Source organism: Streptomyces camelliae (assembly GCF_027625935.1).
In the GTDB taxonomy this organism is placed as follows: Bacteria; Actinomycetota; Actinomycetes; order Streptomycetales; family Streptomycetaceae; genus Streptomyces; species Streptomyces camelliae.
In genome coordinates, this window is the sequence record NZ_CP115300.1 from 6,029,709 (window position 1) to 6,046,239 (window position 16,531).

A 16,531-nucleotide genomic window follows, 5' to 3' on the forward strand; every position below is an offset into this window, starting at 1 on the left:
ATCAACCCTTTACTCCGGTGAGGGTGACGCCTTCCACGAACGCCTTCTGGGCGAAGAAGAACACGAGGATCACGGGGGCCATGACCAGCACGGTCGCGGCCATGGTGAGGTTCCAGTCGGTGTGGTGAGCGCCTTTGAAGGACTCCAGGCCGTAACTGAGGGTCCAGGCGGCCGGGTTCTCCGAGGCGTAGATCTGGGGGCCGAAGTAGTCGTTCCAGGCGTTGAAGAACTGGAAGAGGGCCACCGCTGCGATGCCGGGCTTCGCCATCGGGAGGACGACTTTCAGCAGGGTGCGCAGGTCGCCGCAGCCGTCCACCTTCGCCGCGTCCAGGTACTCGTTGGGGATCGTCATCAGGAACTGGCGGAGGAGGAAGATCGAGAACGCGTCCCCGAATGAGAGCGGGATGATCAGCGGCCACAGGGTGCCGGACAGGTCCAGCTGCTTTGCCCAGAACAGGTACATCGGGATGACCACCACCTGGGGCGGCAGCATCATCATCGAGATCACCAGCATGAGCGACAGATTGCGGCCCCGGAAGCGGAACTTGGCCAGCGCGTACGCCACCGGGATCGAGGACAGGACCACGAGGACCGTACCCGCGCCGGCGTAGATCAGGGTGTTCTTCCACCAGGTCAGGAAGCCCGGGGTGTCGAAGACCTTGCGGTAGTTGGCCCACTCCCAGGTGTGCGGGATCAGGTCCCGGCTGAGGGCCTGGTCGTCGCTCATGAGCGAGGTCAGGAAGACGAAGACGAAGGGGAGGGTGAAGAACAGGGCCGCGGCGATGCCGAGGGAGTGGATGGCTATCCATTCCAGGAGCGCCTTGCGGCGGGCCGTGCGTTCGGCGGGGGAGGCCGGGGTCTTCAACTCCACCGGCCGGTCCAGTACTTGGGTCATCTGTCAGTCACCTGCCTGGATGAGTCCGCCGCGGCGCCGCATCAGGAACGCGGTGAAGGCCATGGAGAGGGCGAACAGGACGAGCGCGACCACACAGGCCGAGCCGTAGTCGAAGCGCTGGAAGCCCAGGTTGTAGACGAGTTGGGGGAGGGTGAGCGTCGACCTCTCGGGGTAGCCGGGCTCGAACATGGTGCCCGCGCCCTGGATCACGCCCGACGCGACCTTTCCGGCGACCAGCGGCTGGGTGTAGCACTGCATCGCCGCGATCACCCCGGTGACCACCGCGAACATGATGATCGGCGAGATGTTCGGGATCGTGACGAACCGGAACCGCTGCCACGCCGAGGCCCCGTCCAGCTCGGCCGCCTCGTACTGCTCCTTCGGTACGTCGAGCAGCGCGGCCATGAAGATGACCATCAGGTCGCCCACGCCCCACAGGAAGAGGAGAGTGAGGGCCGGCTTGGACCAGTTCGGGTCGTTGAACCAGCCCGGGGCCGGGATGCCGATCTTCTCCAGGATCGAGTTGACCGGGCCGGTACCGGGGTTGAGGAGGAAGGCGAAGGCCATCGTGGCCGCCACCGGCGGGGCCAGGTAGGGCAGGTAGAAGAGGGTGCGGAAGACACCCGTGCCGGTCTTGATCTTCGTGATGAGGAGGCCGATGCCCAGTCCGAAGAGGACCCGCAGGGTCACCGTGACCACCACCAGCCACAGGGTGTTGCGCAGGGCCGGCCAGAAGTAGGGGTAGTGCTCGAAGACGTACGTCCAGTTCTTCGTCCCGCTCCACGTCGGCGGTTTGAAGCCGTCGTAGTGCATGAAGGAGAAATAGACCGTCGAGATCAGCGGATAGGCGAAGAAGACCGCGAAGCCGATCAACCAGGGTGACATGAAAGCGGCCGTACGCAGTGCCTTTTTCCGCCGCTTCGCAGCGAGGCCAGACCGGCGGCGCTTCGACGCAAGGGTGATCGTGGCCATTACTTCGCCTGCGCGATGTCCGTGTCGATCTGCGCGGCCGTCCTCATCAGGCCCGCCTTGAGGTCGGTGACCTTTCCGCTCTCGTAGTCGTAGCCGAAGTTCTGGATCGTCGTGAGATACACGCCGCCGTTGATGGACGCCGGAGAGGTGGTCGAGTCCGGGTTCGCGGCGATGTCCAGGAACGTCTTGAAGCGCGGGTCGTACGTCAGCTTCGGGGACTTCAGGGCGGCCAGCGTCGAGGGCACGTTGTGGATGGCGTTGGAGAAGTTCACCACCGCGTCCGTGTCCGTGGTCATGTACTTCACCAGCTCCCAGGCCGCGTTCTGCTTGTGGCTGGTGGCGGCGATACCCGCGATGGTGCCGGTGATGTAGCCCTTGCCGTACTGCGCGGCCTGGTCGTCGGGCACGGGCAGCGGGGCGACCCCGATGTCGAAGCTCGGCTTGGCGGCCAGCGCCATCCCGAGCCGCCACTCGCCGTCGAGCTGCATGGCGACCTGACCGGTGTGGAAGGGGTGCTTCGGGCCCCACTCGTCACCGAGGGTCGACCGGAACCTCTCCAGCCGCTGGAATCCGCCGAGTTCGTCCACGAGCCGCTTCTGCAGGGTGAATCCCTTTTCGAAGGCGGGGTCCTTGGCGAGGTTCGACTTTCCGTTCTTGTCGAAGTACGTCGGCGAGAACTGCGCGAAGTAGTGCTCGGTGGTGGATTCCCAGCCGTGGTAGTCCGGCATGAACCCGAGCTGCTTGTAGGAATCCCCGTCGGGAACGGTCAGCTTCTTGGCGTCGGCCTCGAACTCGCTCCACGTCTTGGGCGGTCCGGCGATGCCGGCCTTCTTGAAGGCGGTCTTGTTGTAGTAGAGCCCGTACGCGTCACCGAGCAGCGGCACCGTGCAGCGGTTGCCCTCGAACTGGGTGTACTCGTTCATCGTCTTCGGGAAGGTCGCGGCGGGATCGATCCCGGACTTCTTGAAGAAGGGGTTGAGATCGACCAGTGCGCCCGAGGAGCAGAACTTGCCCACGTTGTTGGTGGTGAAGGAGGAGATGACGTCCGGGGCGTCGCTGCCGCCGGAGCGCAGTGCCTGATTGATCTTGTCGTCGGTCATGTCGCCGACGATGTGCACATGGATGTTGGGGTGCGCCTTCTCGAAACCGGCGACGAGCTTCCTGACCGCCTGCACCTCGTTCGGCGCGCTCCAGGCGTGCCAGAAGTTGATCGTCGTGTCCTTCGAGGCGTCGTCCGTGGCGCCGGAGCCGGACTGCCCCGTACAGGCGGTGGTGAGCAGGGCGAGGGAGGCGGTGAGGGCGAAAGCCGCTTTTCGGGCAGCTGAGGGTATGACTTCGGGCATGACGAGGTCTCCCAGGGACGGGGTCGGGAAAACGGGGGGTGGGGGGCGCTCTAGCGCGAGGTGTCGAAGACCTCGTCGCGGGTGGTGCCGAGCGCGGACTCCAACGCGCCGCGCAGGACGGGGTGTTCGTGGACGTCGCCGACGACCAGCCGGGGCCGGGCCGCCGCCAGTTCCGCCAGCTCGGCCTGGACGAGGGCGCGCAGCACCTCGCCGCCGGCTGTCAGGATGGAGCCGCTGAGGACGACGAGTTCGGGGTCGAGGACGGAGACGAGCGAGGCGAGACCGGTGGCCAGCCGGGTCGCGTAGGTCTCCAGCAGCTCCCGGTAGGGGCCGGAGGCGTGATCGGCGGCGCGGGCCACGAGTGCGGTGGCGGCCTCGGCGTGGGGCCCCGGCGGTACGTCCGTGATGCCGAGCTCGCGGGCCAGCGCGGGCACGGCCTGGGAGCCGGCCAGCTCCTGGTAGCCGCCGCTGTTGGCCTTGGTCACCTGGCGCACCAGGGGCGTGCCCGGCACCGGCAGGAAGCCGACCTCGCCGGCGCCGCCGGTCCAGCCCCGGTGCAGCCGGCCGCCGAGGACCAGGGCGGCGCCGAGACCCTCCTGGCTCCACAGCAGCACGAAGTCCCCGTGGCCCTTGGCGGCGCCGAGCCGCTGTTCGGCGAGGGCGACGAGGTTGACGTCGTTCTCGTACTCCACCGGCATCGGCAGCGCGGCGGCGAGCTCGTCCAGCAGCGTGGGGGAGTGCCAGCCGGGCAGGTGGGAGGCGTAGCGCAGCCGCCCGGTGTTGGGGTCGAAGGCGCCGGGGGTGCCGATGACGAGCCGGTGTACGTCGGCCCGCGCGAGCCCGGCCGCCTTCACCGCCCCGTCGAGCGCGTCGGTGACCTGCTGGACGACGGGACGCGCGGGATGCCGCCCGGGGGTGGGCAGCTCGTACTCGCCCACGGTCCGGCCGGTGATGTCGGCGACGGCGGCGCGGATGCGGTGCGGGGCGACGTCGAGCCCGGCGGCGTACGCGGCGGCGGGGTCGACCGCGTACAGCTGGGCGTTGGGGCCCGGCCGGCCCTCGCTGGTGCCGGTGACCCGGACCAGTCCGGCCGCCTCCAGGCGGGCCAGCAGCTGGGAGGCGGTGGGCTTGGACAGTCCGGTGAGCTTGCCGATCCGGGTGCGCGACAGCGGCCCGTGCTCCAGCAGGAGGTCCAGGGCGGCGCGGTCGTTCATGGCGCGCAGGACGCGCGGGGTGCCCGGCGTACCGGCGGTTCCTGCCATGGGGTCCACACCTGCCTCTCCAGCCGCCCAGCTTCCCAGTGACCCGGGCGTGGCGTCCAGCCTTGATCACCGGCCGCCGGAAGATCACTGTTAGGAAAGTTTCCTATCGCGGTGCGAGGAAGGTAAGCCCAGGACGAAGGGGGCGTCAATAGACAACGCCCCCGAGGCGACGGAGTCGTTGTCTCGGGAGCGACGGGAGGGGCTCAGCGGTCCAGGAACGGGGCGGTGTCGAGGGTGGGGTAGGGGGCGGGGAGGGGGAGGGGGTCGCCGAGGGTGACTTTGGTGTCGGTGGCGTAGTAGGCCTCGGTGGGGTCGTCACCGGGGAGGACGGGGTCGGTGAAGCAGTGGGCCGTCTTGGAGTGGCGGTTGATCAGGACGTAGACCGGGACACCGGCGGCTGCGTAGGCGCGGAACTTGGGGCCGGTGTCGGTCTTGTGGTTGGTGGAGGTGACTTCGCCGGCGAGGGCGAGCATGTCGATGGGGTACCAGCCTCCGTGGGCCGCGAGGTATGCCCTGTCGAGATCCGTCGGCCTGCGTCGGCGGACGTAGAAGTCTGGGCCGAGGAGGGCCATGGTTGTGCCATCGGGATGAGCGGCACGATAGCCGTTGCCAAAGCCCACGAGGCGGAATCCGGCCGCGCGCAGCTGGTAGTGCAACTCTCCGACGCCGTCGTTGTGATCGTCGTTCGGGAACGGCGGCACGACGGCCACCCCCTCGATGTATTCGGGTCGAATCGGCATCGGCGACGCCTCTTCGATCGCGTTCAACAGGTCGATGGGGTCCACCTGCGTCATGACCGGCTCCATGATCGGTTCGGCGCTCATCGCTTCTCCTTGTCGCACTGATGCCAGGCTAAGCCCGCGTGGGGCGCCCCGGCAGAACGATGGGGCACCCCGGACGCCCTCCGCGCCGGAATGCCCCACCTGTTCACTCGAACGAGCGTGCTGAACCGTTCCGCTACTTCCCGGGCGGAGCCGACTGCTGCGGAGCGATCGGTGCCGTCGCCTTCGCCTGTGCGGAGTCCGCGTTGGAGAAGGCCGACGGGGCCGCGACCGACGCCGTCGGGTCGGGGGTGTCCTCCGCGTCCTCCACCGAGGTCGCACCGCCCACGATGCGGATCCGCGCCTCGTCGAAGGCCCGCTTGATCCGCCAGCGCAGCTCGCGCTCGACCGACACCGCCTTGCCCGGCATCGTCTTCGCCGAGACCCGGACGACCATGGAGTCGATCAGCACCGAGTCCAGGCCGAGGATCTCGATCGGGCCCCACAGCAGCTCGCTCCAGGGCTCTTCCTTGCTCATGTGTTCGGCGACCACGTCCAGGGTCTCCTTGACCTTGTCCAGGTCCTCACCGGAGCGCACGGTCACATCGACCCCGGCCGTCGCCCAGCCCTGCGAGAGGTTGCCGATGCGCTTGACCTCGCCGTTGCGGACGTACCAGATCTCGCCGTCCGAACCGCGCAGCTTGGTCACGCGCAGCCCGACCTCGATCACCTCGCCGGTCGCGACGCCCGCGTCGATCACGTCACCGACGCCGTACTGGTCCTCCAGGATCATGAACACGCCGGACAGGAAGTCCGTGACCAGGTTCCGCGCGCCGAAACCGATCGCCACGCCGGCCACACCGGCCGACGCCAGCAGCGGGGCCAGGTTGATCTTGAAGGTGGACAGCACCATCAGTGCCGCCGTACCCATGATCAGGAAGCTGGCGACCGAGCGGAGCACGGAGCCGATCGCCGCCGACCGCTGCCGGCGCCGCTCGGCGTTGACCAGCAGCCCGCCCAGCGCGGTGCCGTCCACGGCCTGCGCGGTCCGGGCCATCCGGTCGATCAGCTTGGTGATCGCCCGTCGCACCACCGCTCTGAGGGCGACCGCGATGACCACGATCAGCAGGATCTGCAGACCCATCGCGAGCCACGTCGACCAGTTCTGCTCGACCCAGCTCGCCGCGTTCGTCGCGCTCTGCTGAGCGTCCTGGAGCGAGGGAACGGCCGGTTCCGTCGACCCCGAGGGAGAGGGGGTCGGCGACGCACCGGCGGCCAGCAGGACGACGGGCAAGGACGACACGGCAGGTACCTCCAGGTGCTGCGCGGTCCGTACCGGCGGGGCGGTCAAGGGGTTCACGGACTTTCAAGGTCACGAAAAGATCACCGGACGGACATGACCACCACACTAACGGGGCATTGTGTGTGACCCCTCCGGATCCGCCAAGGAGAGGCACAGGAGAGACCGGGCTCACCCTGGCTTGAACAGGGCGTGCGCCTGGGGATGTATCGGGTGTGGTCGAAAACACTCCCAGCCCGTTACCGGGACATGGTGGCGCGTTCACCAGGCATGAGGGGAGACTGACTGCAGATCGTCCCGGCGCGAGCCACGCGCCGCCGACGCCCAAGGAGGCCCCCGTGCCGCATGTCCTGGTCCTCAACGCGTCGTACGAGCCGCTCGGCGTCGTACCGCTCCGCCGCGCGCTCGTCCTCGTACTGGAGAACAAGGCAGTCGCCTTGGAGGAATCTGGCGCCTATATGCACAGCGCGACCGTCACAGTCCCCGCACCCAGCGTGGTCCGGCTCAAGCGATTCGTACGGGTTCCCTACCGGGGGCCCGTTCCTCTCACCCGCCGTGCGCTCTTCGCCCGCGACGGGGGCCGGTGCATGTACTGCGGTGGCGTCGCAACCAGCGTCGACCACGTCATCCCGCGCAGTCGCGGGGGCAAACACGTCTGGGACAACGTGGTGGCGTCCTGCCGCCGCTGCAATCACGTCAAGGCCGACCGCCACCTCGTCGAGCTGGGCTGGCGACTGCGGCACAAACCGGCTCCGCCCACCGGACTGGCCTGGCGCATCATCGGCACCGGGCATAGGGACCCGCGCTGGCTGCCCTACTTGCAGCCGTACGGCGCGGACGATGCCATGGCCCGGATCGACGGCATCTCAGCCTGACGATCCGGGCCTCTGCGTACGCCCTCACCGTGCTGGGCCGCATGTCGTGGACATGTGGCCCGGACGGCCCCCCGACGGTGCCCACGCGAGGTCAGGCGGCGACGCCGCGGCTTCTCAGCAGTGCGGTGTACGCCGCCTCGGCCGCGCGTCCTTCGACGGTTCCGGGCGGGGTGTGGGTCAGGAACGCGTCGGTGTTCCCGTGGTGCAGGATCGCACCCCCGTGCATGACCGTGACGTGGTCCGCCTCTTCCGCGAGGTCGGCGACGTCGTGCGTGGACAGCAGAACCCGTACGTCGCCGGTGAGTCCGCGCAGGATGTCGCGGAAGACCCGGCGCTGGTACGGGTCCATCCCGGCGGTGGGCTCGTCGAGCAGCAGGACCCGGGCTCCGTGCACGAGCGCCCCCGCGACACCGACGCGCCTCAGCTGGCCGCCGGAGAGCCGGCTCGTACGGGCGTCGGACTTGTCGGCCAGATCCACGCGCGACAGGGCCTTGCGGGCCTGCTTCCAGGCGTCGGCGCGGTTCATGCCCTTGAGCCAGCCGATGTAGGCCACGTACTCACGCGCGGTGAGCGTGGGCACGGGCACGATGTCCTGCGGCATCCAGGCCACGGCCCGCCGGTACGCCGCTGTGCCCGCCGGCGCGCTGTCCAGGGCCACCTGCCCCTTCTGCGGCCGGGTCACCGAGGCCGCGAGCTTCAGCAGCGTGGACTTGCCGGCACCGTTGGGGCCGAGCAGCACCGTGAGGCCTTCCGGCAGGGCGTAGGAGAAGTCCCGCAGGACCGGCTGCCTCCAGCGCCGGTAGCCGTAGGTGCAATTGGCGAGTGTGAGTGTCACGCTGTTTTCCTCGACGAGCGGATCTGGGCGGCGAGGCCGACGGCGAACACCACCAGTGAGGCGCCTGCCGCGAACGGGTCGTCCGCGGGCAGCGCGATGACGGTCCAGACGTGCGGGACGTTCCCGCGGAACCCGACGACCACGACGGTGACCAGCCAACCCACGGGGAACATCACCGCCGCCTGGCCGGCCCATGCCCGCCCGAGCAGCATCAGGCCGGTCAGGAACAGGGCGTTGCGGCCCCCGGTCATGGCAGCGGCCGCTCCCTGCACGGCGGCGACGGCACCGCTGCACAGCACCGCCGCGGCCATGACCGCGATCACGAGCGTGTTGTCGAGCAGGGTCGTGGAGCGCACACCGGAGGTCTCGGCCGCGGGAAGCCGTGATTCCAGCATCGCCATCAGGAAGGCGAGCAGCGGCACGGGGACGAACAGGGACAGCGCGACCCGGGGGCTGCCGACGATCGACGGCAGCAGCACCGTGGTGTCCTGCACCGCGTACAGGGCGGCGGCGAAGACGGCCAGGGAGAGCGGCAGCAGCGTGTGCCCCTTGCGGGCCTTGAACCACCACCTCACGACGTCTTCGCCTCGCATGTGTCGAGCGTCCGCCTGATCCACTCGGCCTGCTCGGCCCGCGGCTCGGCCAGCACGCGGTCGACATCCGCCCGGACCTGCTTCTCCACCTGCCGGGCCACGGGGTCCAGGCCCTCCTGCACCCGGCGCATCTCGTACGCCTTCTCCTGGCCGGTCCTCGCGGCTCCCCACAACCAGGCGGTGTGGGCGGTGCGGACGTCGACCTGCTTGCAGCGGAAATGCAGGGCACGGACCACGACCTGGTACACGGCATCACCCCGCGGCACCGGACGGGTCAGCATCATGCGCCACACCGCGTCCGTGGACGGCTTCTGCCGGCGTCCGTCGACGTAGGCGTCGGTGATCAGACGGGGCCGCGCCGAGGTCGCCCCGGCTGCCCGCAGCTCCGTCAGGGCTTTCGCGGTGTCGCGCTGGACCTGGGGCAGATACGGCGCGTTGAACTCCGGTACACACATGCGCGGCGCGCTGCCCGCGCACGTCATCGCCACGTTCCCGGTGGTGAGGGGCGGCGTCGCCGGCCAGTCGGCGGACATGCGGTAGGCCCCGAGGGCACCGCCCACGGCGACCACGGCCGCGAGCGCGATCCGCAGCACCCGCCATCCGTAGGGCAGCCAGAGGATGATCAGCCCGACGGCTGTGCCGCCGGCCAGCAGCACGGGCACTGCCACCGTGACGAAGTCGGGCACCTCTCCGAAACCGAAGGTGCCGAACTGCCCGGAGACATGGCGAGGCCAGTAGGGCAGTACCGACCTGGTGAAGGCGACGGCGATCCAGTCGGCCACGGCCAGGATCGGCGTGGCGATGATCCGGGGGACCCAGCAGCCGACGGCGAATCCGAGGACGGCGTGCGCGACGCACAACACCATCGCGGCGAGGGGCAGCCGCAGGCTGTCGAGGCTGGGCATCGTCGCCGACCGCGCGAGGGAGACCGCCGCGGGGAGCAGCAGAACCAGCCACGCGAGCACGATCACCGGAGCGAGGGCATTCGCCGCGATCCGGTAGCGCGACCGGGCCGGTGCCAGCGCCCATACCCGTGCGCTTTTCAAGCGGCCGCTCTCCCAGCAGGCCAGTGCGGCGGCCACCGCGTAGGCCAGTGCATAAAGAGTCTTCAGCGGCTCTGCGACAATGGTCGGCGCGTAATGGTAATAACTTGAAAGGGGGGCCGTTTCACCGACGACATAGTAAAGAGCTGTCAATAGGAGAACGGGCAGTGCGGCCCACCGTACGCTTCCGCTGCGCAGGGCGGTGCTGAAATTCATCGAGTCTCACCGAGCCACTTGTCGGCCGAGGAGAGATGCCCTCGACGGGGCATCCCTCCGGGTTGCATCGTCAGTCGGCCTTCGTGGTGTCCACCGAAACCGAGCGCACGCTCAGCTGCGGGCCGAAGGTGGAGCCCCCGATCTTCATGATCTGGAAGTAGTAGTCCCGCATGCCGGACGGCAGGTCGGTCCACTCACCGTTGCTGGTGCCGCCGCTGAAGCAGGCGGTGAACGTCTTGTTGTCGTAGGACTCGTCGGGCTGGAACGCGATGTCGTTCCATATCTGCACGTCAGTGCTCTTCGAGCCGTCGGTGGTGCAGCCGGTGAAGAGGACTTGCGAGTACAGCTCGTCCGACCAGCGCCGGGACTCGAAGCCCACGCTGGCGCCGGTGATGGAGCTGCTCCAGTTGGCCTCGGCGATGGGAGCCAGGGCGAGAGTGATCATCGCCGTCATGCCGGTGACCATGGAAATACGCGCGCTGCGCTTCATTTTTTCCGTTCCTTCTCTTTCGAAGCACGGGGCAGGCGCTCGTGAAGACAGGAAAACACACCCCCCACACCCCCCATCCCCCGTGCGGTTAAGGGCTCTTGACCCGCGACGGAAAGGTATCGACTCCTTCCACGGAAGGTCAAGTTTTCGTTTGCTCGACCGTCATGTTCTTTGTTTTTTGCGCGCGGCATTTTGCCTGTTTTGTTGTCAAGAGAGTGCATCAAGTTGACCCATATTGCCCTTGATAACCAAGGTGTGCGGACGCCGTCGCGGGGTAGGCCTGCCGTAACCCGTTCAAAGCCCCACCATCCGACCGGCCTGCCGAACACGAAGGAGACCCCCGTGCCCGCACCGGCCCGACTGACGCTCCCGGCCCAGTGGAAACCCCTGGCGGAGCCCGCCGCCGCGACCGGCGAGGCGCCCGCGTGCGTCTTCAGCTCGGAGAGCACCTGCGCCCAGGCACCGCTCACCAGCGAACCGCCGCTGCCCGACGCCGAGCCCCTGACCAGCGAACCCCCGCTCGCCGAGACCGCCCCGCTGACCAGCGAGTCCGACCCCGTCCCGGACTCCTTCGGCCCGGGGCTGTAGATGACCGAGGCGCACGACGAGCCTGCCGAGCCGCAGCTGGCCCGGCTCGCCGAGCTGCACGGGGTCGCGGTCTCCTACAGCCCCGCCCCCGGTCGTACCGTCCCGATCCCCGCTTCCGCCGTGGCCGCCGCGCTGGCCGCCCTCGGCGCCGACATCGGCGCGGGCGCCCCGGACGTCGTACGCACCGCCCTCGCCGCCCGGGAACGCGAGCTGCGCGAGCGCCTGCTGCCACCCACGCTGGTCCACTGGACCGGCGCCCCGCCACCCGCCGCCCTCGCCGCACTGCCCGCCGGCACCCGGCTCACCGTCGAGACCGAGCAGGGGGAGGAGCGCGAGTGGGACGGGGTCGGTGAACTCCCGCTCGGCGTCCACCGGTTGACCGCCCTCGCCCCCGACGGACGTACCGGCCGCGTCCACCTCGTCGTCGCCCCCGACCGGCTGCCCACCCCGGCCGGCCGCTCCCACGGCCTCCTCGTCCAGATGTACTCCCTACTCTCGCGCCGCTCCTGGGGCATGGGCGACCTCGGTGACCTGGCCGAGCTGGCCGGCTGGGCCGGGCGGACCGCCGGCGCCGGATTCGTGCAGGTCAACCCGTTGCACGCGGCCGTACCGGGCGCCCCCACCGACCCCTCCCCGTACCGCCCCTCCTCCCGCCGCTTCCCCGACCCCGTGCACCTGCGGATCGAGGACATCCCCGAGTACGCGTACGTCGAGAACGCCGCGGACCGCGAGCGGCTGACCGGGCTGCTGGAGCGGGCCGGACGGCTGCGCGCCGCCGTGCTCGACAAGGGCGCCCTCATCGACCGGGACGCCGTGTGGGAACTGAAGCGCGAGGCCCTGGAAGCGGTGGTGGCCGTCCCGCTCGGCCCCGGCCGCCAGGCCGCCTACGACGCCTTCCGCGCCGCCCACGGCCAGGCCCTCACCGACCACGCCACCTGGTACGCCCTCGCCGAGATCCACGGCTCCGACTGGCACGCCTGGCCGGACGGGCTGCGCGACCCCCGCTCGGCCGCGACCGCTCGGGCCCGCGCGGACCTCGCCGACCGGGTCGAGTTCCACACCCGCCTCGCCTGGCTCACCGACGGCCAGCTGCGCACCGCCCAGCGGGTCGCGGCGGAGGCCGGGATGGCGGTCGGGATCGTGCACGACCTCGCCGTCGGCGTGCATCCGCAGGGCGCCGACGCCTGGGCGCAGCAGGACGTCTTCGCCGCCGGCATGTCCGTCGGCGCCCCGCCCGACGCCTTCAACGCCCGCGGCCAGGACTGGGGCCTGCCGCCCTGGCGCCCCGACCGGCTCGCCGCCACCGGCCACGCCCCCTACCGCGAACTGCTGCGCGCCCTCTTCCGCTACGCCGGCGCCCTGCGCATCGACCACGTCATGGGCCTGTTCCGGCTGTGGTGGGTGCCCCGGGGCAGCGCGCCCACGGAGGGCACGTACGTCCGTTACGACGCCGACGCCATGCTCGCGATCCTCGCCCTGGAGGCCGACCGTGCCGGGGCCGTCGTCATCGGCGAGGACCTGGGCACCGTCGAGCCGGGCGTGCGCGAGACCCTGCAGCGGCGCGGGGTGCTCGGCACCTCGGTGCTGTGGTTCGAACGGGACTGGGAGGGCGACGGCCGCCCGCTGCCGCCCGAGCGCTGGCGCGCCGACTGCCTGGCCACCGCCACCACCCATGACCTCCCGCCCACCGCCGCCCGCCTCACCGGCGAACACGTCGGCCTGCGCGACCGCCTGGGCCTGCTCGCCCGCCCGGCCGCCGAGGAGCGGGCGGAGGCCGACGCCGACACCGCCGAGTGGCTCGCCCTGCTCGGCAGCCTCGGTCTGCTGGACCGGCCGGCGGCCGGACCGCCCGGCTCCGACGAGGAGGAGGAGATCCGCGCAGTCCACCGCTTCCTGCTGCGTACCCCGGCCCGGCTGATCGGGATCTGGCTCCCGGACGGCGTCGGCGACCGCCGCCCGCAGAACCTGCCGGGCACCTGGGACCAGTACCCGAACTGGCGGCAGCCGATCGCGGACAGCGAGGGCCGCCCGGTGCCGCTGGAGGACCTGACGGCCGCCCCCCGAATGCGCGCGTTGCTCTCCGTTTTCGCGCAGGTCAGGGACGGGTGAGCGGGGCGTATGGGACCCCGGGCGCGCGGCCGTCCGGGTGGTTCGCTAACTTGAGATCGTGGACAAGAAGAACGCCCTGCGCGCCGGCGCCCTGGCCGCCGGTACGACGCTGATGATGCTGCTCATGTCGTCCCCCGCGCTCGCGCTGACCCGCGACGACGGTGACGACCCCGGCAAGGGCCTGAGCGTCATCCAGACGCTGGGCCTCTATGTGCTGATCCCGCTCGCCCTGTTCGCCGTCATCGCCGGTCTGGTGATGGCACTGGACAAGTCCAAGATCAGGACCGTCAAGCCCACCGCCACCGGCGCCAAGGCGAAGGCCGACGCCAAGGCCTGACCGCACCCGGGTTCTTCCGCCGGGGGCGCCTGCCCTCCCGCCGGTACGCGCATCCGCCGTACCGGGGTGAAGCAGGCGCCCCCGGCGTTTTTCGTGCCTGTTCAGGGCTGGATCGGTGCCTGTTCAGGGCTGGGTCCGTGCCTGTTCAGGGGCTGGGGGTCCATGCCTGTTCGGAGGCCGGGTCCCATGCCCGTTCAGGGGCTGGGCGCGGTCAGATAGCGCTGGACGGTCGGGCCCAGCCACGCCACCAGTTCCTCTCGGGTCAGTGCCGTCGCCGGCGGCAGCCGCAGCACGTAACGGGTCAGGGCCAGCCCGAGCACCTGCGCGGCACAGAGCGCGGCCCGCACCGGGACCTGCTCGGGGTCCGGGCACACCTGCCGGGCCGCCGGCAGCAGCTGGTCCCGGAAGATGCCCTGCATCCGTTCGGCCCCGGCCTGGTTGGTGACACCTACCCGCAGGACGGCCCGCAGCTCCTCGTTGTCCTCCCACAGGTCGAGGAAGTGGCCCACGAGCGCCCGCCCGACCTCCTCCCTCGGCACCTGCCCGAGGTCGGGCATCCGCAGATCCAGCGCGACGGCCGCCGCGAACAGCCCCTCCTTACTGCCGAAGTACCGCATCACCATGGACGGGTCGATGCGCGCGTCCTTGGCGATCGCCCGGATGGTGGCCCGCTCGTAGCCGTCTGCGGCGAACCGCTCGCGGGCGGCGCCGAGAATGGCGGACCGCGTGGCGTCGGAGCGCCGCGCCGGGCCTGTGCTCCCTGTGCCCTGGCCTGCGCCCCATGTGCTCTGGCCTGGTTCCTGGTGCTTCTGCGTGCTGCCGTTCATGCCAACGAGCGTAGGCCAACGTGCGTGGGCCAACAAGTGTTGACTCCCGCCGTGACCCGGTTCTACCGTTGCCAACAAGCGTTGACCAACACATGTTGGCAAACATTCGTTGGTATCAGGAGGTCACCATGAACGGCACCCCCGCCACCGTCGTCGTCGTAGGCTCCGGCCCCACCGGCCTGCTGCTTGCCGGTGACCTCGCCGGCGCCGGCGTCCCGGTCACCGTCCTCGAAAAGCGCCCCCACAAGACCAGCAACCTCTCCCGCGCCTTCGTCCTGCACGCCCGCACCCTCGAACAGCTCGACGCCCGCGGGCTTGCGGACGACCTGGAGGCCGTGGGCCGGCCGCTCGACCGCCTCCGCCTCTTCGGCCGGCTCGGCATCGACCTCTCCGCTCTCCCCTCCCGCTTCAACCACCTCCTCGTCCTCCCGCAGTACGAGGTCGAGAAGGTGCTGAAGCGGCGGGCGGTCGAGGCGGGGGCGGACTTCCGGTACGAGACCGAGCTGACCGGGCTCGCCCAGGACGCGGACGGAGTCACGGTCGAGGTGCGCGGGCCCGAGGGGCGTACGGAGAGCCTGCGGGCGGCGTACGTCGTCGGTGCCGACGGCATGCGCAGCGCCGTACGGGACGCGATCGGGCTGCCCTTCCCGGGCACGTCGGTGATCCGGTCCGTGGTCCTCGCCGACGTCAGGCTCGCCGAGGAGCCGCCGGCCCTGCTCACCGTCAACGCCGTCGGCGACGCGTTCGCCTTCCTCGCACCGTTCGGCGACGGCTACCACCGGGTGATCGGCTGGCACCGCGGCCGTGACGTCCCCGACAGCGAGCCGCTCGACCTGGCCGAGGTCAAGGAGATCACCCGCCTCGCCCTCGGCCGGGACTTCGGGATGCACGACGCCCGCTGGATGTCCCGCTTCCACAGCGACGAACGGCAGGCGCCGGCCTACCGGGTCGGCCGGGTCTTCCTGGCCGGAGACGCCGCCCACGTGCACACCCCGGCGGGCGGCCAGGGCATGAACACCGGCCTGCAGGACGCGGCGAACCTCAGCTGGAAGCTGGCCGCGGTCGTCGCCGGCCACGCGGACCCCGCGCTGCTCGACACCTACCAGGCCGAACGGCACCCCGTGGGCAGGACGGTACTGCGCAGCAGCGGCGGGATCGTCCGCCTCGCGATGGCCAAGCGCCCCTGGACGCTCGCGGCGCGCGCCGCGCTCACCGCGTTCCTGAACGCCGTCGGCCCGGCCCGCCGCGCCGTCGCCGCCCAGGTCACCGGCATCGGCTACCGCTACCCCGCGCCCCGCGGCGCCCACCGCCTCACCGGCACCCGCGTCCCGGACGTCGCCCTCGCCGGCGGCGGCCGCCTCTACGAGGCCCTGCGCGGCGGCCGGTTCGTGCTGCTCACCCCGGAGCCGTACGAGACGGGACCGGGCCGCGCCGGCCGGCTGACCGTGGCCCACTGGGCGAGCGGACGCCGTACGACCGTGCTGGTGCGCCCCGACGGCTACGCGGCCTGGGCGGCGGACTCGGCCGACGCGGCGCAGATCGAGACGGCACTGACGGCGCAGGCGGGTGTCTAGTCGGACTCCCGGAGCAACTCCCGCAGCAGGTCGGCCAGTTGGTCGGCCTGTTCGGCGTCCATGGAGGCCAGTGCCTGCGTCTGGACCGCGAGACCCGCGCCGACCGCCTGGTCGATGATGTCCAGGCCCTTGTCGGTGAGGGTCACCTGGAGGCCGCGGCGGTCGTGGGGGTCGGGGGAGCGGCGGAGCAGGCCGGCCTTCTCCAGTTTGTCGAGGCGGCCGGTCATGCCGCCGGTGGTGAGCATGAGGGTGGCCGACAGCTGGCGCGGGGAGAGGGTGTACGGCTCACCGGCCCGGCGCAGGGTCGCCAGCACGTCGAACTCGCCGCGTGAGACGCCGTACGGCTGGTACGCCTTCTCCATGCGGTCGCCCATGGTGCGGGAGAGGCGGTAGATCCGCCCGAAGACCTCCATCGCCTTGGTGTCGAGGTCGGGCCGGACGGCCGCCCACTGATCGATGATCGCGTCGACGGGATCCCTGTGCTGAGGGCGGTCTTCGGTCATGCGCCGAG

The 16,531-nt window shown here is 70.5% G+C and carries 17 protein-coding genes; 5 read left to right on the forward strand and 12 right to left on the reverse strand.

Annotation, left to right across the window (positions count from 1 at the left end; all coding sequences use genetic code 11):
• Nucleotide 1: 1 nt before the first annotated feature.
• The 6 genes from O1G22_RS27615 to O1G22_RS27640 form a co-directional block, all read right to left on the reverse strand.
• A complete protein-coding gene (locus O1G22_RS27615) occupies nucleotides 2–895 on the reverse strand; it encodes a carbohydrate ABC transporter permease (RefSeq protein WP_270083790.1) in 894 nt (297 codons plus the stop codon).
• Nucleotides 896–898: 3 nt separating this feature from the next.
• Nucleotides 899–1,867, reverse strand: a complete 969-nt coding sequence (locus O1G22_RS27620) for a carbohydrate ABC transporter permease (RefSeq protein ID WP_270083791.1) — start codon at nucleotides 1,865–1,867, stop codon at nucleotides 899–901.
• Nucleotides 1,867–3,210: an ABC transporter substrate-binding protein gene (locus tag O1G22_RS27625; RefSeq protein WP_270083792.1), complete on the reverse strand. Its 1,344-nt coding sequence runs from the start codon at nucleotides 3,208–3,210 to the stop codon at nucleotides 1,867–1,869. The genes O1G22_RS27620 and O1G22_RS27625 overlap by 1 nt, the downstream gene beginning before the upstream one ends.
• Nucleotides 3,211–3,260: 50 nt before the next feature.
• Nucleotides 3,261–4,472 carry an ROK family transcriptional regulator gene (locus tag O1G22_RS27630; RefSeq protein ID WP_270083793.1) on the reverse strand — a complete coding sequence of 404 codons (1,212 nt, stop codon included), beginning with the start codon at nucleotides 4,470–4,472 and terminating at the stop codon, nucleotides 3,261–3,263.
• 203 nt (nucleotides 4,473–4,675) lie between these two features.
• Nucleotides 4,676–5,296, reverse strand: coding sequence for a Uma2 family endonuclease (locus O1G22_RS27635; protein ID WP_270083794.1), 621 nt, complete (start codon nucleotides 5,294–5,296; stop codon nucleotides 4,676–4,678).
• Nucleotides 5,297–5,429: 133 nt separating this feature from the next.
• Nucleotides 5,430–6,536 (reverse strand): mechanosensitive ion channel family protein, encoded by a 1,107-nt coding sequence (locus O1G22_RS27640; protein ID WP_270083795.1) that lies wholly within the window; start codon nucleotides 6,534–6,536, stop codon nucleotides 5,430–5,432.
• A 335-nt stretch (nucleotides 6,537–6,871) separates the two neighbouring features.
• On the opposite strand from O1G22_RS27640, the gene O1G22_RS27645 reads away from it, so the two are divergent.
• Nucleotides 6,872–7,408: an HNH endonuclease gene (locus O1G22_RS27645; RefSeq protein WP_225101471.1), complete on the forward strand. Its 537-nt coding sequence runs from the start codon at nucleotides 6,872–6,874 to the stop codon at nucleotides 7,406–7,408.
• A gap of 91 nt (nucleotides 7,409–7,499) precedes the next feature.
• On the opposite strand, the gene O1G22_RS27650 is transcribed toward O1G22_RS27645, so the two are convergent.
• From O1G22_RS27650 to O1G22_RS27665, 4 genes are all read right to left on the reverse strand, one after another.
• On the reverse strand, nucleotides 7,500–8,243 hold the full coding sequence (locus O1G22_RS27650; RefSeq protein ID WP_270083796.1) for an ATP-binding cassette domain-containing protein: 744 nt from the start codon (nucleotides 8,241–8,243) through the stop codon (nucleotides 7,500–7,502).
• Nucleotides 8,240–8,836 (reverse strand): hypothetical protein, encoded by a 597-nt coding sequence (locus O1G22_RS27655; RefSeq protein WP_270083797.1) that lies wholly within the window; start codon nucleotides 8,834–8,836, stop codon nucleotides 8,240–8,242. Before O1G22_RS27655 ends, O1G22_RS27650 begins: the two co-directional genes overlap by 4 nt.
• Nucleotides 8,815–9,882 carry a hypothetical protein gene (locus tag O1G22_RS27660; RefSeq protein WP_270083798.1) on the reverse strand — a complete coding sequence of 356 codons (1,068 nt, stop codon included), beginning with the start codon at nucleotides 9,880–9,882 and terminating at the stop codon, nucleotides 8,815–8,817. The genes O1G22_RS27655 and O1G22_RS27660 overlap by 22 nt, the downstream gene beginning before the upstream one ends.
• 283 nt (nucleotides 9,883–10,165) lie before the next feature.
• Nucleotides 10,166–10,585 carry a hypothetical protein gene (locus tag O1G22_RS27665; protein WP_270083799.1) on the reverse strand — a complete coding sequence of 140 codons (420 nt, stop codon included), beginning with the start codon at nucleotides 10,583–10,585 and terminating at the stop codon, nucleotides 10,166–10,168.
• A gap of 342 nt (nucleotides 10,586–10,927) precedes the next feature.
• Here O1G22_RS27665 and O1G22_RS27670 point away from each other — a divergent pair, with 342 nt between their 5' ends.
• The 3 genes from O1G22_RS27670 to O1G22_RS27680 are packed head-to-tail and all read left to right on the forward strand — an operon-like array spanning nucleotide 10,928 to nucleotide 13,619.
• Nucleotides 10,928–11,173 carry a hypothetical protein gene (locus tag O1G22_RS27670; RefSeq protein ID WP_270083800.1) on the forward strand — a complete coding sequence of 82 codons (246 nt, stop codon included), beginning with the start codon at nucleotides 10,928–10,930 and terminating at the stop codon, nucleotides 11,171–11,173.
• Complete coding sequence (malQ, locus tag O1G22_RS27675; protein ID WP_270083801.1) at nucleotides 11,174–13,282, forward strand: 4-alpha-glucanotransferase; 2,109 nt, start codon at nucleotides 11,174–11,176, stop codon at nucleotides 13,280–13,282. It begins immediately after the preceding gene.
• Nucleotides 13,283–13,340: 58 nt separating this feature from the next.
• Nucleotides 13,341–13,619 carry a hypothetical protein gene (locus tag O1G22_RS27680; protein ID WP_270083802.1) on the forward strand — a complete coding sequence of 93 codons (279 nt, stop codon included), beginning with the start codon at nucleotides 13,341–13,343 and terminating at the stop codon, nucleotides 13,617–13,619.
• A gap of 194 nt (nucleotides 13,620–13,813) precedes the next feature.
• Here O1G22_RS27680 and O1G22_RS27685 read toward each other — a convergent pair whose 3' ends face one another.
• Entirely contained in the window at nucleotides 13,814–14,446 is a 633-nt protein-coding gene (locus O1G22_RS27685; protein ID WP_270083803.1) for a TetR/AcrR family transcriptional regulator, read from the reverse strand.
• Nucleotides 14,447–14,574: 128 nt separating this feature from the next.
• On the opposite strand from O1G22_RS27685, the gene O1G22_RS27690 reads away from it, so the two are divergent.
• Entirely contained in the window at nucleotides 14,575–16,020 is a 1,446-nt protein-coding gene (locus O1G22_RS27690) for an FAD-dependent monooxygenase (protein ID WP_270083804.1), read from the forward strand.
• On the opposite strand, the gene O1G22_RS27695 is transcribed toward O1G22_RS27690, so the two are convergent.
• Nucleotides 16,017–16,523: a MarR family winged helix-turn-helix transcriptional regulator gene (locus O1G22_RS27695; RefSeq protein ID WP_270083805.1), complete on the reverse strand. Its 507-nt coding sequence runs from the start codon at nucleotides 16,521–16,523 to the stop codon at nucleotides 16,017–16,019. The genes O1G22_RS27690 and O1G22_RS27695 overlap by 4 nt on opposite strands.
• Between the last annotated feature and the right edge of the window lie 8 nt (nucleotides 16,524–16,531).

What these genes read in the sequence shown, in the direction of transcription:
- O1G22_RS27615 (WP_270083790.1), bottom strand. Translation starts at nt 895, where the DNA reads ATGACCCAAGTACTGGACCGGCCGGTGGAGTTGAAGACCCCGGCCTCC.
- O1G22_RS27620 (WP_270083791.1), bottom strand. Translation starts at nt 1,867, where the DNA reads ATGGCCACGATCACCCTTGCGTCGAAGCGCCGCCGGTCTGGCCTCGCT.
- O1G22_RS27625 (WP_270083792.1), bottom strand. Translation starts at nt 3,210, where the DNA reads ATGCCCGAAGTCATACCCTCAGCTGCCCGAAAAGCGGCTTTCGCCCTC.
- O1G22_RS27630 (WP_270083793.1), bottom strand. Translation starts at nt 4,472, where the DNA reads ATGGCAGGAACCGCCGGTACGCCGGGCACCCCGCGCGTCCTGCGCGCC.
- O1G22_RS27635 (WP_270083794.1), bottom strand. Translation starts at nt 5,296, where the DNA reads ATGAGCGCCGAACCGATCATGGAGCCGGTCATGACGCAGGTGGACCCC.
- O1G22_RS27655 (WP_270083797.1), bottom strand. Translation starts at nt 8,836, where the DNA reads ATGCGAGGCGAAGACGTCGTGAGGTGGTGGTTCAAGGCCCGCAAGGGG.
- O1G22_RS27665 (WP_270083799.1), bottom strand. Translation starts at nt 10,585, where the DNA reads ATGAAGCGCAGCGCGCGTATTTCCATGGTCACCGGCATGACGGCGATG.
- malQ (WP_270083801.1), top strand. Translation starts at nt 11,174, where the DNA reads ATGACCGAGGCGCACGACGAGCCTGCCGAGCCGCAGCTGGCCCGGCTC.
- O1G22_RS27685 (WP_270083803.1), bottom strand. Translation starts at nt 14,446, where the DNA reads ATGAACGGCAGCACGCAGAAGCACCAGGAACCAGGCCAGAGCACATGG.
- O1G22_RS27690 (WP_270083804.1), top strand. Translation starts at nt 14,575, where the DNA reads ATGAACGGCACCCCCGCCACCGTCGTCGTCGTAGGCTCCGGCCCCACC.
- O1G22_RS27695 (WP_270083805.1), bottom strand. Translation starts at nt 16,523, where the DNA reads ATGACCGAAGACCGCCCTCAGCACAGGGATCCCGTCGACGCGATCATC.